The following is a 13886-nucleotide window of genomic DNA, read 5'->3' on the forward strand; positions in this document are numbered from 1 at the left end:
GATAAACCGGTCCCGGATTATCGTTCGTGTATGACCGACGTACGCGTCGCCGGGGTCGGCCTCACGCGCTTCGGGAGCCACCCGGACCGGACCGGCCGCGACCTCTTCGCGACGGCCGCGCTGCGGGCGTTCGAGGACGCCGGCGTCCCGCGCGAGGACGTCGAGGAGCTGAACTACGGCAACTTCATGGGTGCGCTCGCCGAGCACCAGGGCCACCAGGCGCCGCTGATGGCCGAGACGGCCGGCGTGAGCTGCCCGTCGACCCGCTACGAGGAGGCGTGCGCCTCGGCCGGCGTCGCGGTCCGCGAGGCGGTCCGGACCGTCCGCGCGGGCGAGGCCGACGTGGCGCTGGCCGGCGGGATGGAGCGCATGACCAACCTCCCGACTGACGAGGTGACCGAGGGGCTCGCCATCGCCGCCGACGACCTGTTCGAGGTGCGGGCCGGGGTGACGTTCCCCGGCGCGTACGCGCTGATGGCCAACGCCTACTTCGACGCGTTCGGCGGGGGCCGCGAGGACCTCGCGCACGTCGCCGCGAAGAACCACGCGAACGCGGTCCCCAACGAGTACGCCCAGTACCGCAAGGAGGTGTCCGTCGAGGAGGCGCTGGACGCCCCGCCCGTCGCCGAGCCGCTCCACCTCTACGACGCCTGCCCGATCACCGACGGGGCCAGCGCGCTCGTGATCGTCTCCGAGGAGTACGCGGCCGAACACGACGTGGACGCCCCGGTCGCGGTGACGGGAACCGGGCAGGGGACCGACCGGATGGCGCTCGCGGACCGCGAGCATCTCGCGCGCACGCCCGCGGCCGACGACGCGGCCGACGCGGCCTACGCCGACGCCGGGGTCGGCCCGGACGACGTCGACGTGGCGGAGGTCCACGACTGCTTCACCGTCGCGGAGGTGCTCGCGACGGAGTCGCTCGGCTTCTTCGAGCCCGGCGAGGGGATCGCCGCCGCCCGAGACGGTGTCACGACCGCCGACGGCGACCTCCCCGTGAATCTCTCCGGCGGCCTGAAGGCGAAGGGGCATCCGGTCGGCGCGACCGGCGGCTCGCAGATCGCGGAGCTCACCCGACTGTTGCGCGGCGACCACCCCAACAGCGAGCACGTCGCCGACGCCGAGGTGGGGGTCGCCCACAACGCCGGCGGGACCGTGGCCAGCGCGGTCGTCCACGTGCTGGAGGTGGCGGAATGAGCGACGACGCCCCGGCGCCCGCGAGCAACGGCGGCTACGACGAGTGGCTCGACGCGCTCGCGGACGGCGAGGGGTACGCCCTCGTCTGTCCGGACGGCCACGGGTCGCTCCCCCCGCGGCGGGTGTGTCCCGAGTGCGGATCCGCGTCGCTCTCGGCGGAGCCGCTCGCCGAGACCGGAACGGTCGAGACGCACAGCGTCGTCCACGTCGCCGGGCCCCGGTTCGCCGACGACACCCCGTACGCGACCGCGATCGCCGACTTCGGGCCGGTCCGGCTCACGGGCGTCCTGCGCGGGGTCGACCCCGAGACCGACGCCGTCGCGGTCGGCGACCGGGTGGCGGTCGGCCTCGAGGAGCGCGCCACCGACGGGGAGCCGCTCGTCGTCTTCCGGCCGGCCGGCGGGGAGTAGTCGCGTCTCGTCGCTGGCGTCTCGTCCGAGACGGTCCAAACGGTTATGTCGGGGTCACGAGTATCCCGAGTCCATGAGCGACCGCATCCGCGTGCTCCACGTCGAGGACGACCCGGACCTCGCGGAGATCACCGCGTCGTTCCTCGAACGGGAGGATCCGCGGATCGCGGTCGAGACCGCTTCGGACGCCGCCGAGGGGCTCGAACGACTCGACGACCCCGACGCCGAGATCGACTGTATCGTCTCCGACCACGACATGCCGGGCCGGAACGGGATCGAACTCCTGGAGGCGGTCCGCGAGCGCGACCCGGAGATCCCCTTCGTCCTCTACACCGGGAAGGGGTCGGAGTCGGTCGCCAGCGAGGCGATCTCCGCGGGCGTGACGGACTACCTCCAGAAGGGCGGCGGCACGGAGCAGTACGAGATCCTCGCGAACCGCGTCGTCGACGCGGTCGAGAAGTGCCGGATCGAGCGGGAGGCCGACCGCACGCGGGCGCACCTGCAGGCGATCACCGACCACTCGATGGACGCGATCGTCACCATCGACGCCGACAGCCGGATCCGGTTCGCGAACCCGGCGGTCGAGCGGCTGTTCGGCTACCCGCCCGCGGAGCTGGAGGGCGAACCGCTGACGACGCTGATGCCGGAACGGAAGCGGGAGGCGCACCGTGGGGCCCTCGAGCGGTACTGCGAGACCGGAGAGCGCTCGATCGACTGGTCGGCCGTCGAGTTCCCGGGCACCCACCGCGACGGCCACGAGATCCCCCTGTCGATCTCCTTCGGGGAGTTCGAGGAGAACGGCGAGCGCCGGTTCGTCGGGATCATCCGGGACGTGACGGAGCGAGAGCGCCACCGCGCGTTCGTGGAACAGTCCAGCGACATCGTCACCGCGCTCGACGCGGACGGGACGTTCCAGTACGCGAGCCCCTCGGTCGAGCGGATCCTCGGCCACGAGCCGGCGGAGATGGTGGGCGAGTACGCGTTCTCGTACGTCCACCCGGAAGACCGCGAGCGCGTCCTCGAGACGTTCGCGCGGTCGGTCACGGGCGAGGAGCCCAACCCGACGGTCGAATACCGGCTGGCGGACGCGGACGGAGGGTACCTGTGGGTGGAGTCGGTCGGGAGCAACCGGCTCGACGAGTACGGCGTCGGCGGGTTCGTGATCAACACCCGCGACATCTCGGACCGCAAGCGCCGCGAGGAGAAGCTGTCGCGGCTCCGCGAGTGGACGCGGGACCTCAACTACACGCGAACGGTGGCGGAAACGACGCAGCTGGCGGTCGACGCGGCGGACGAGATCGTCGGCGCGGGGCTCAGCGGGATTCACCTCCTGAACGAGGCCGGCGACGAGCTCGAACCCGCCGCGCTCGCCGAGTCGGTGCCGGCGTTCTTCGATGAGCAGCCGTCCTACGACGGGGACGCCCCCGCTGGAACGCGCGCGGCCCTCGCGTGGGAGGCGTACCGGGGCGACGAGCCGCTCTCGATCGGCGAGCTGTCGACGTACGAACCGCTCGACGAGGAGACCCCCGCGGAGAGCATCGTCCTCCACCCCATCGGCGACCACGGGCTGTTCGTCATCTCCTCGGCTGAGCCGCACGCGTTCACCGAGACCGACGTGCTCATCGCGGAGATCCTCGCGAACCACTTGGAGGCCGCGTTGGACCGGGTCGCCCGCGAGACCAGCTTGGAGCGGCTCCACGACGCGACCCGGAGCCTGATACGCGCCGACTCCCCGGAGGGGATCGCCGAGCGCGTCGTCGAGGCGGCCGAGGAGGTGCTCGGCTTCTCCGTGGTCACCGTCCGGCTGTACGACGAGGAGGCCGGCGGGCTCGTCCCCGTCGGAGTCTCGGCGGGGGTCGAAGCGGTGCTCCCCGAGCGGACCGTGTTCACTCCCGACGGCGGGAGCCTCAACTGGGAGGCGTTCGAGGCGGGCGAGCCCCGCGTGTACGACGACATCGAGGCGTCCGAGGGGGTCGACGCCGGGACGGGGCTCCGGAGCCTGATGGTCCTCCCCGTCGGCGAGCACGGGACCATCGCCATCGGCGAGACGGAACCGGACGTGTTCGACGGCACCGACGAGCACCTCGCGCGGATCCTCGCGACCGCGACCGAGACGGCGCTCAACGCCGCGGCGCGGACCAGCCGGCTCCACGAGCGGAGCGCGGAGCTGGAGCGCCAGAACGACCGGCTGGCGGAGTTCGCCAGCGTCGTCTCCCACGACCTCCGGAACCCGCTGAACGTGGCGCAGGGGCGGGTGGAGCTGGCCCGCGACGAGTGCGACAGCGAGCACCTCGACGCCGTCGCGGGGGCCCACGAGCGGATGGACACGCTGATCGCCGACCTGCTCACGCTCGCTCGCGAGGGCGAACGGGTGAGCGAGACGCGGCCGGTCCGGCTCTCCGCCGTCGTCGAGTCCTGCTGGCAGACCGTCGAGACGGCCGACGCGACGCTGACCGTCGAGTCGGACCTCTGGCTCCGGGCCGACGAGAGCCGGCTCAGACAGCTCGTCGAGAACCTGGTGCGGAACGCGGTCGAGCACGGCGGCGACGACGTGTCGATCACCGTGGGCGCGCTCGGCGGTGAGGAGACGGACGGGGAAGCCGGAGCGGGTGGCGAAGCCGCCGACGAGGTCGGCTTCTTCGTCGAGGACGACGGGCCGGGGATCCCCGCGGCGGACCGCGATCAGGTGTTCGACGCCGGCTACTCCACCTCACAGGAGGGGACCGGTTTCGGCCTTCGGATCGTCGAGCAGGTGGCGACGGCCCACGGCTGGTCGGTCCGGGTCGCCGAGGGCCGCGACGGCGGCGCGCGGTTCGAGGTGACGGGCGTGGAACGGGCGGAGGAGTGAGATAGCCGGGGCGTGCGAATCCCCTGATCGATGGCTGGAGTGAGTTTCGCACGGTAGTGGAGTGGTCATTTATAAGTCTGATGATGGTGGTGCTGTCGGATGTTTATAAGCGATCGTCGCCGTCGCTCACGGCTGTTTAAATACTGTCTCGCCGCTACTGATCTGCAATACCCACTCTCCAACCGCCGCTGTGTCCGTACTGATCGCAGCGGGAACGGACGTATCGCTTTCCGCGATTTTCAACGGGACGATTTATAAGCGATCGACGCGCCGCTCCCGCGGACGTTCCGTCTGCGTAACGTATTTGCCGGCCACCCGCCTCCGACGGGTATGGACGACGAGGACCTCGTGTCGGTCGAGGTCACCCACGAACCGCCGGACGATCTCCTCAAGGCGCTCGACGAGGGCGAGCCGGAGACGGCCCACTGGGCCGGTCTGACCGCGACGCGGCTTCGACACGGCGAGGCCTCCAAGGAGCTCCGCTCGCTGGCCGCCGTCGACGAGGCGGAGGTCAAACTGCTGGAACACCAGGTCGACGCCGCCCACCGGGCGCTGTTCGACATGAACGGAAAGGCCCTCCTGGCGGACGAGGTGGGCCTCGGCAAGACGATCGAGGTCGGGATGATCCTGAAGGAGATGCACTTCCGGGACACCGACGACTCGGTGCTCGTCTTGACCCCCGCGCAGCTCGCCAAGCAGTGGCAAGCCGAGATGGGAGAGAAGTTCGGACTGGAGTTCGTCTGCAACTACGACGACGAGTTCGAGGGGTTCGACGCCCACGACCACGTCATCGCCAGCATCGACACGGCGAAAAGCGATCGCCACCGGGCGACCGTCCTCGCCCGCGACTGGGACGTGCTGGTCCTCGACGAGGCGCACTACGTCAAAAACGAGGACACCGACCGCTACGAGCTGATCGAACGCATCTCGTACGACTACGCCTTCTTCCTCACCGCCACTCCGATCCAGAACGATCTCACGGACCTGTACAACATCGTCACGCTCCTCCGGCCGGGGCTGTTCGGCTCTCGGGAGGTGTTCCATCGGTATTTCATCGACGGCGATCAGGAGACGCTGGTCAACCGAAACGAGCTGCAAGAGCGGCTCGAGCAGGTGATGATCCGGAACCGACGCGAGGAGACGGACATCGACTTCACGGAGCGACACGTCGACACTCGGACCTTCGAGCCGAGCCGCGCGGAACGGGAGCTGTACGAGGCGGTCTCGGAGTACGTCAAAGGCGCCTACGGTCGGGATCAGGGCCAGAAGCTCGTCTTGATGCTCCTCCAGAAGGAGGTGGTCTCCAGTCCGGCCGCCCTCCGGAAGACGATCGAGAAACGACTCTACGAGCAGGGAGAGCTCACGCACAAGGCCGAGTTGGAGTCGATCCTGGAGGCGATCGACGCGATCGAGACGGTCACGAAACGGGAGCGACTGCTGGACATCGTCGAGGAGGCCCGCGAGCGGGTCGAGATGGGCCGCGTCATCGTGTTCACCCAGTTCCGCGCCACCCAGGACCGGATCATCGAGCGGCTCGCCCGGGAGGGGTACGAGACCCACGCGTTCCACGGCGGCCACTCCAGCCGCGAGAAAGAGGAGATCGTCGCCGCCTTCGAGGAACGCGGCGGGGTGCTCGTCTCGACGGACGCGATGAACGAGGGGCGGAACCTCCAGTTCTGTAACATCATGGTCAACTACGACCTCCCGTGGAACCCCATGAAGGTCGAACAGCGGATCGGCCGCATCCACCGGATCGGACAGAAGCGCGCGGTGTACGTCTTCAACATGGCGCTCGAAGACACCGTCGAGGAGCACGTCCTCGATCGGCTCTACCACAAGATCGACCTCTTCCAGCAGTCGGTCGGCGAGCTGAGCTCGATCCTCACCCGGCTCGAGGACTCCGGGACGAGCTTCGAAGACGAGATCTTCGAGCGCCTGGTCAGCGCCGGCTCGGAGGTCGACTTGGAGAACGACTTCGACGCCATGGCCGTCGACCTGCGGGAACAGCGCGATCTGGCCCGGAAGGTCGAGGAGTTCAACAGCGGCGTGTTCCGGGGGTTCGATCTGGGGGCCGACGATGAGTGACGCGTCGCTGTCCGTCACGCAGGCCCGCGTCGAGCGGTTCGCCGAGCGCTACCTCGAGGCGGTCGGCTGTTCCGTGCGCGAGCGGGGCGACGAGCTCGTCGTCACCGTTCCCGAGACCGCGAGAACGGACCTGTTCGAGGCGGGGACGACGACGCTCGTGTGCGCCGCCGACCCCGAGCGTATCGGGGGCGACCTCGCGCTCCACCCCGAAAGCGAGACGTTCCGGTCGCTGTTGCGCGAGGCGGCCGACCGGGCGCCGATCGGCCGCGTCGAGCTCGCGGCCGCGGACGCCGAGGTCCGACTCCCCGGGTGGCTCGTCGAGAGCGAGGCGACCGTCACCGACACGGAGTTTTCGCCGTACTACGACCGGACCGCGGTCGTCGGGCTGTTCCGGATCGGGGTCGAGACCGTCAGCGAGTACCAGACCGACGTGCTCCGCGCCGGCGCCGTCGACGCGGACTCGCTGCGCGAGCTGCCGGCGCTCGCCGACCGACTGCTCGCCCGGGCGACGCCCGACTCGGTACCGCTCGAGGCCGCCGCGACGACCCTCGACGAGGACGCTGTCCGAGAGGCGGTCGACGCCCTGGGCGAGCGCATCGTCGAGCGGGTTCGGCCGACGATCGCGGAGATACGAGAGGGCGCGACGCGCGCCGCGGGCGCCGAGCTGGACGAGTACCGACAGCTGCAGGACCAGCGCATCGACGAGCTCGAAGCCGAGATATCGAGCGTCTCCGACGCGATAGAGCGGCTGAGCACGGCCGCCGAGGCGGTCGACAGCCAGGCGGAACGGCTGGAAACGCTCCGGGAGCGGAAGGAGCTGAAGGCGAAACGCGCCGAGCTGCGGGACGAGCTGACCGAGCTGACGGACGCCCGCGCGGCGGGATTTCCGGAAAAGCGCCGCGAGGTGGGTGACAGGCACGGTCTCGAGGTCGCGGTCGAGCCGCTGACCGTGACCGAGCTCCGGTACGTCCAGGGCGAACTGGAGGTGTCGATAGCGGACGCCGCGGACCGAACGACCCTCCGCGTCGGCTACGGGGCCGGCGTCGGGGTGACCGAACCCCTGGCGTGTGAGCGCTGCGGATCGACCCTGTCGGCCGCGAACCCGCTCCGACTCGACGGCGAGACGGTCTGCTGTACGTCCTGTCGGTAGCGCCCCGGGCGGCCGAGCGGGCACGCGGCCGACCGCCGGGACCCGAACGTTGAGTACCGTCCGGAGCCGGGGATCGGTCGTGAGCACCCAGCCCGAACCCGCCTCTGACGGCGCCGGCTCCGCGTCGGAAGCCGCCGGCGACGCCGACGCGACCGACCGACGGTTCGACGGGCCGTGGCTGCGCGTCCTCGCGATCGCCGCCGGCGGCTGGACCCTGCTGTACGCGCTCGACTGGGCGCTGCTCTCGGCCGGCACCCCGGCCGGCGCCGCCGCGGGGTTCGCCCACGGCTACCTGCTCGCGCCGCTCGCGACCGCGGCTGTCCTCCTCGACGCGCTCTCGCTCGCCGAGCGAGGAGTCGCCGATCTCGGCCTTTTCAAGTGGCTCTACGCGGTCGCCGCGCTGGTCGCCCCGCCGGTCGCGGTCGTCTACTACGCGCACCGCGAGTGGCTGAAACCGGACCGGCCGGCCCTGCTCGGAGGCGCGGGATGACTGACCACGACAGCGACGCCGCCGACCGCGACGGGCCGCGGACCGGTTCCGTCCGGGGGCTCGTCACCGCCGCCGAGAGCGGCGCCCCGCCCGAACTGCGGACCGCGGTCGCGATCCGCCCCGACGGGGTCGAGGGGGACCGGTACCGCCTCGGCGAGGGGACCTTCCAGCTCGACGGCTGCGCGGTCACGCTCGTCGCCGCCGAGGCGCTCGACGCGATCCGCGAGGAGACCGGGATCGACCTCGCCGACGGCCGCCATCGACGAAACGTCGTCGTCGAGGGGTTCGGCGCCGGGATGGACGACCTGCTCGACGCGACCGTCGCGGTCGGCGGGGCGATGCTCCGTCCGACCCGCCGCCGACCGCCCTGTGCGCACGTCGAGGAGCTGGCGGGCGCGGAGGGGCTGGCCGCGGCCCTCGCGGAGCGAGGCGGGCTCTGCTGTGACGTGATCGAGCCCGGCCGCGTCGCCGTCGGCGACTCCGTCGCCGTCGCGGAGCCGGATCCGCGGAGCGCTGGCGCCGCGATCGCGGACCGGCTGCGGGAGCGCTCGTCCGACGGAGACCGCCACTCCGGTTCGCATGGCGAGCGCCGGTCTGGTTCACATGACGGGCACCGCTTCGGTTCGCACGGAGAGTGACCGTCGACGCGACCGCCCCTCGCGGCGTTGTCCGGTACCGAAAGCGTTGACCCGGAACCGGCCCGACTGGTCGCCAGTGACGGCCGGATGAGCTGGCAGTACCGCCACACGGTGCTGTCTTTGTGCATGCTCGCGTTCCTGGTGACCTACTTCGCCAGGCTGGCGATCAGCCCCGTGGTTCCGCTGATCGTCGACGACTTCGCGGTGTCGAACACCGCCATCGGCGTCGCGCTCTCCGGGATGTGGCTGGCGTACGGCGCCGCGCAGTTCCCCAGCGGCGTGCTCGCGGACCGCTTCGGCGAGCGGCGTGTGATCCTCGTCGCCGTCGGCGGGACCGCGGCGATGAGCGTGGTGCTCGGGCTGGCGCCCGTCTTCCTCGCGTTCGTGCTCGCGGCGGTCCTCCTGGGGCTCGTCGCCGGGCTCCACTACGCGGTGGCGACGACGCTGCTCTCGCGGACCTTCGACGACCTCGGGACCGCGATCGGGCTGCACTCGGTCGGCGGGCCGCTCGCGGGGCTCGTGGCGCCGGTCGCCGCCGCGTGGGTCGGCGTCCGGTACGGCTGGCGCCCCGCGGTCGCGCTGGCCGCGCTGGTCGGCGCGCCGGTGTTCCTGCTGTTCGCGTGGCGGGTCCGCCCGACCGAGCCTCGGCGCCCCGACCAGCCGATGCGGGACCGGTTCGCGCTCGCGCCCCTCGTCGAGCTCCTCTCGCGGCCGAGCGTCCTCCTGCCGCTGTTCATCGCGATGACCGGCACGTACGTGGTCCAGGGCGTGATGTCGTTTCTCCCGACCTTCCTCGTCGAATTCCGCGGCTACTCGCCGTCGCTCGCCGCCGGGGTGTTCTCGGCGTTCTTCGTCGTCCGGGCGGTCGCGCAGGTCGGGCTCGGTCGGCTGTCGGACAGCGCGGGCCGCGACGTCGCCATCGGCGCGGCGATGCTCGCGGGCGCGGTCGGGACCGCCGCCTTCGTCCTGGGCCCCGGGCTCGCCGGCGTCGCGGTCGCGGTGCTTCTGGCCGGCTCCGGCGCGAGCTTCTTCTCGGCGATCGACCCGCGGTTCATGGACGCGCTCGGCGACGCGGAGCGCGGCGCCGGATTCGGGCTCGTCCGCACGGTGTACACCGTGATCGGCTCCGCGGGTTCCGTCGGCGTCGGGCTCGCGGCCGACCTGTTCGGCTGGGGCGTCTCCTTCGCGATCCTGGCGGTGTTGTTCGGAGTCACGTTCGCCGTGCTCGTCGCGAACCGGGCGCTCGGGACGGGGTACTGAACGGGGGAGGGGAGCCGGGGGGAGCCGGGGGGAGCCGGGGGAGGCCGCGTGCCAACGGTTCGCACCCGACCCGAAACTACGAGTCGGTCCGGACCGAACTCGGCCCGTGCACGACTACCACGTCCACTCGAACTACTCTGACGGCGCGTTCCTCCGCCGGATGGTGGACGCCGCCGCCGAGGCGGGCGTCGACGGGGTGGGGATCGCCGACCACTGCAACGTCTCGCCCGACCCGAACGCGGAGCGGTTCAAGCGCGCCCTCGGCTTCAACCTCGACCTGACCTACGAGCGCCGGCGCGAGGCGATCGAGGCGGTCCGGGCGGACCCCGACGTCGCGGTCGACGTGTTCGACGCCGTGGAGATGGACTACGACCCCGCCCACGAGGCGGCGATCGGCGACTTCCTCGACGAGGCCGGGTTCGACTACGCGATCGGAAGCGTCCACGGCCTCGACGGCGCGAACGTCCACACGCGCTCGCACTTTGCCGACAAGCCGGCCGCGGAGCGACGGGAACTCGTCGACCGCTACTTCGAGAAGCTGGTCGCGCTGATCGATTCCGATCTGTTCGCGATCGCCGCGCACCCGGACCTGATCGAGCGCAACCCGCACCTCCGCGGGCTCGCGACCGAGGACCACTACGCCGCCGTCGCCGAGGCGTTCCGCGACTCGCGGACCGTCCCGGAGATCAACGCCGGACGCCTGCTCGACGACTACGGCGAGTTCCACCCGGCGCCAGCCTTCTTGGACCGGCTCGCGGACGCGGGGCTCCGGGTCAGCGTCGGCACCGACAGCCACGAGCCGGGGGTCATCGCGCCCCGGCTCGACGAACTCGAGGCCGAACTGGACCGGCGCGGACTCGACCCCGTCCGGCCGGACGAGCTCGTCGACGCCGCCGACGCCGCCGACACTGCCGACGCTGCCGACCGGTGACCCGGGCGCGGGCGGTCTCGGTCAGTGAACCGTCCGGTCGTCGTCGGTGTCGATCCCCTCGATCGGGTCGGCGTTCCCGAACTCGGGCGTCGGGCCGTCGCCCGGCGTCGCCCACGCGACCGCGTTCCGGAGCACCTGCCGCACGTCGTCGTCGTAATAGATCGGGTACGTCTCGTGGCCGGGGCGGAAGTAGAACACCCGCCCGTTGCCGCGGCGGTAACAGCACCCCGAGCGGAACACCTCGCCGCCGGCGAACCAAGAGGTGAACACGAGCGTGTCCGGCGCGGGGATATCGAACCGCTCGCCGTACATCTCCGCCTCCGCCAGCTCGACGTACTCGCCGATCCCGTCGGCGATCGGATGGCCCGGCTCGACGACCCACAGCCGCTCCGTCTCGGCGGCCTCCCGCCACTTGAGCGAGCAGCTGGTGCCCATCAGCCGCCTGAAGATCTTCGAGTAGTGCGCGGAGTGGAGGACCAACAGGCCCATCCCGTCGAGGACGCGCTCGCGCACGCGCTCGACGACCTCGTCGCGCACCTCGTCGTGCGCCGCGTGTCCCCACCACGCGAGCACGTCGGTGTCGTCTAACACCGCCTCGGTGAGCCCGTGGTCCGGCCCCTCGTCGAGGGTCGCGGTGCGGACCTCGTGGCCGCCCTCGCGGAGGGCGTCAGCGATGACCGCGTGGATCCCGTCGGGGTACACGTCGGCGACCGCGTCGCTCTCCCGCTCGTGACGGTACTCGTTCCAGACCGTGACGCGTGCCATGCGTCCCCTCCGCGGCCGACCGACTTGTAAGCGGGGCCGAAACGAGGCGCTCGGAAGGCAGAAACGGGGGCGCTCGGAAGGCAGAAACGGGGGCGCTCGGAAGGCAGAAACGGGGGCGCTCGGAAGGTCGAAGCGGGGGCGTTCAGATGTCGAAATCGGGCGTGTCGAACGCGCCCTCGTCAGATTCCACGTCGTACCCCTCGATCGCCGTGAGCGCCAGATCGAGCGTCGCCTCGGCGTCCCAGCGCCCCGTGTTGATCGCGAGGTCGTAGATGGAGCGGTCGGAGAGATCGATCCCGTAGTACGACTGGTAGCGCTGCTCTTCGATCACCTCGCGGACCTGCATCTCCGAGGTCATCTCCTCGCGGTCGAGGGTGCGGTCGGCGCGCACCTCGTCGGGCGCGTCGAGCCAGATCCGGATGTCCGCCCGGTTGCCGGCGATCCAGCCGGCGAGCCGCGACTCGAGGACGAACGCCTTGTTCGCGGTCCCCCACTTCTCGGCGATCCGGCGGAGCCGCTTGTCGAGCGCGCGGTCGATCTCCTCGGACTCGCCGGCCTTCGCGATCAGCTGCGAGAGGCTCATGTCGCGCTCGGCGGCGATCTCGCGGAACAGCTCGCCGCCGGAGACGTAGCCGCAGTCGAGCGCGGCCGCGATCCCCTCCACCAGCGTCGTCGCGCCGCAGCCCGGCGGCCCCGAGACGGTGACGAAGAGGTTCCGGTCGATCTCCCGTTCTGCCGTCGCCGAGGTTCCACTCATACGTGCGCCGCCACGGGCGGATCGCGGATAAACGGGCCGGTTCCCGCGAAGACGGTCCGCTTCGCGTGACCGCGGAGCGCGTCCCCGTCGAATTCGACGTAACGGCCCCACTGAACATCCGTCGTTCTGAGCGCTTCCTGAAACGAATCTCGCTGAAAACTGCTCCCTGATTGAATGTGGGAGTGGGTATTGCAGATCGATAGCGGCGAGACAGTATTTAAACAGCCGTGAGCGACAGGGACGATCGCTTATAAAGGACGCCGCGGTGGCGTGCGCCTCCGAGCGGGCCAAAGGTCCGCGAGGAGACCGCACGAGGGAGTCGGCGGCGACCAACGGGAGCCGCCGCCGAGGCTGGGGAGGTGTGAGGCTGCGGTTGCTGTGCGGGGGGGCTCAAAGGGGCAGGCGTGAGGCGCCCAGAGACGATGCAAGCACCGCAGGAACGAGTGGAACGAGTGACGAGGAGCGCAGCGAGTGTCTGGGCGCCTCACGCCTGGGGCTTTGGAGGTCCTCGCCGCCGATCTCCAGTTAACCGTTTATAAGTGATCGCCTGGGGCTTTGCAGGTCTCCACCACAGACACATCGATCACTTATAAAAGCCGCCAGCATCACCACAATCCGACTTATAAACAACCGACTCACCGCAATGAGTCACGTGCTCCCGCTATCGATCAGCAGGCACTCGCCACGGACAGAGCGAAGGATCGAAAGGGAGACCGGGTTAGCTCCGGTCAGTCGTCGCCCTGCGCGTCGACGATGACGACCTCGCCGTCCTCGACGGTGACGTTGATAAGGGTCTTCACGTTGTAGTCGGTCTGGTCGAGCTCGTTTTCGCCCGCCTTCTTGATCACGGCGACCACGTCGACGACGTCCGCGCCGACCTCCTTCGTCAGCGCGTCGAGGATCGCCTTCATCGTGCCGCCCGTCGAGAGCACGTCGTCGAGCACGAGCACGCGGTCGCCCTCCTCCACGTCGTTGATGTACATCTCCGACTCGGAGTAGCCGGTCTCCTGGAACAGCGGGACCTCGCCGTCGAGGCCGTACTGACGCTTGCGGATGACGACCAGCGGGATGTCGGTCATCAGCGAGAGCGCGGTGGAGATGTGGATCCCCATCGCCGCGGGGGTGACGATCTTGTCGACGTTCTCCAGCTCGGCCTTCCGGATGATCCGGATGACGATCTCCCGGAGGAGCTCCGGTTTGAGCATGGGAACGCCGTCGCTGATCGGGTGGACGAAGTACTGGTACTCGCCTTTCTCGATGATCGGCGCGTCGAGGAGCGACTGCCGCAACTGGTCCATGTCGCCGGTACTCGGGCGGATTAATAAAGCGTGGCGATTCCCCGGTTCCGTGAACCC

At 70.4% G+C, this 13886-nt stretch carries 12 protein-coding genes; 9 read left to right on the plus strand and 3 right to left on the minus strand.

Translation table 11 applies throughout. From position 1 onward, the window contains the following. The first annotated feature begins 30 nt into the window (after positions 1-30). The 9 genes from JIN95_RS04290 (at position 31) to JIN95_RS04330 (ending at position 11009) form a co-directional block, all read left to right on the plus strand. The gene (locus JIN95_RS04290) at positions 31-1197 is read left to right on the plus strand and encodes a thiolase domain-containing protein (RefSeq protein WP_200530598.1); all 1167 of its coding nucleotides are present in this window, start codon (positions 31-33) and stop codon (positions 1195-1197) included. Further along, positions 1194-1607: an OB-fold domain-containing protein gene (locus JIN95_RS04295; protein WP_095636683.1), complete on the plus strand. Its 414-nt coding sequence runs from the start codon at positions 1194-1196 to the stop codon at positions 1605-1607. Before JIN95_RS04290 ends, JIN95_RS04295 begins: the two co-directional genes overlap by 4 nt. Before the next feature lie 73 nt (positions 1608-1680). Continuing rightward, positions 1681-4455: a PAS domain S-box protein gene (locus JIN95_RS04300; protein WP_095636684.1), complete on the plus strand. Its 2775-nt coding sequence runs from the start codon at positions 1681-1683 to the stop codon at positions 4453-4455. A 330-nt stretch (positions 4456-4785) separates the two neighbouring features. Further along, positions 4786-6540, plus strand: a complete 1755-nt coding sequence (locus tag JIN95_RS04305) for an SNF2-related protein (RefSeq protein WP_095636685.1) — start codon at positions 4786-4788, stop codon at positions 6538-6540. Continuing rightward, positions 6533-7690: a hypothetical protein gene (locus JIN95_RS04310; RefSeq protein ID WP_200530599.1), complete on the plus strand. Its 1158-nt coding sequence runs from the start codon at positions 6533-6535 to the stop codon at positions 7688-7690. Before JIN95_RS04305 ends, JIN95_RS04310 begins: the two co-directional genes overlap by 8 nt. Positions 7691-7769: 79 nt before the next feature. Then, positions 7770-8180 (plus strand): hypothetical protein, encoded by a 411-nt coding sequence (locus JIN95_RS04315; RefSeq protein WP_095636687.1) that lies wholly within the window; start codon positions 7770-7772, stop codon positions 8178-8180. Beyond that, the gene (locus JIN95_RS04320) at positions 8177-8818 is read left to right on the plus strand and encodes an MOSC domain-containing protein (protein WP_200530600.1); all 642 of its coding nucleotides are present in this window, start codon (positions 8177-8179) and stop codon (positions 8816-8818) included. The genes JIN95_RS04315 and JIN95_RS04320 overlap by 4 nt, the downstream gene beginning before the upstream one ends. An 87-nt stretch (positions 8819-8905) precedes the next feature. Further along, positions 8906-10078, plus strand: a complete 1173-nt coding sequence (locus tag JIN95_RS04325) for an MFS transporter (protein ID WP_200530601.1) — start codon at positions 8906-8908, stop codon at positions 10076-10078. A gap of 106 nt (positions 10079-10184) precedes the next feature. Next, on the plus strand, positions 10185-11009 hold the full coding sequence (locus JIN95_RS04330) for a PHP domain-containing protein (protein ID WP_200530602.1): 825 nt from the start codon (positions 10185-10187) through the stop codon (positions 11007-11009). Positions 11010-11030: 21 nt separating this feature from the next. On the opposite strand, the gene JIN95_RS04335 is transcribed toward JIN95_RS04330, so the two are convergent. The 3 genes from JIN95_RS04335 to hpt all read right to left on the minus strand — a co-directional run bounded on the left by JIN95_RS04335 (position 11031) and on the right by hpt (position 13829). Continuing rightward, positions 11031-11774, minus strand: a complete 744-nt coding sequence (locus tag JIN95_RS04335) for a ThuA domain-containing protein (protein ID WP_200530603.1) — start codon at positions 11772-11774, stop codon at positions 11031-11033. A gap of 142 nt (positions 11775-11916) precedes the next feature. After that, positions 11917-12531, minus strand: coding sequence for a (d)CMP kinase (gene cmk, locus JIN95_RS04340; protein ID WP_095636692.1), 615 nt, complete (start codon positions 12529-12531; stop codon positions 11917-11919). A 728-nt stretch (positions 12532-13259) separates the two neighbouring features. Next, on the minus strand, positions 13260-13829 hold the full coding sequence (gene hpt, locus JIN95_RS04345) for a hypoxanthine/guanine phosphoribosyltransferase (RefSeq protein ID WP_095636693.1): 570 nt from the start codon (positions 13827-13829) through the stop codon (positions 13260-13262). Between the last annotated feature and the right edge of the window lie 57 nt (positions 13830-13886).

It is taken from the genome of Halorubrum sp. LN27 (genome assembly GCF_016635065.1).
GTDB lineage: Archaea > Halobacteriota > Halobacteria > Halobacteriales > Haloferacaceae > Halorubrum > Halorubrum salipaludis.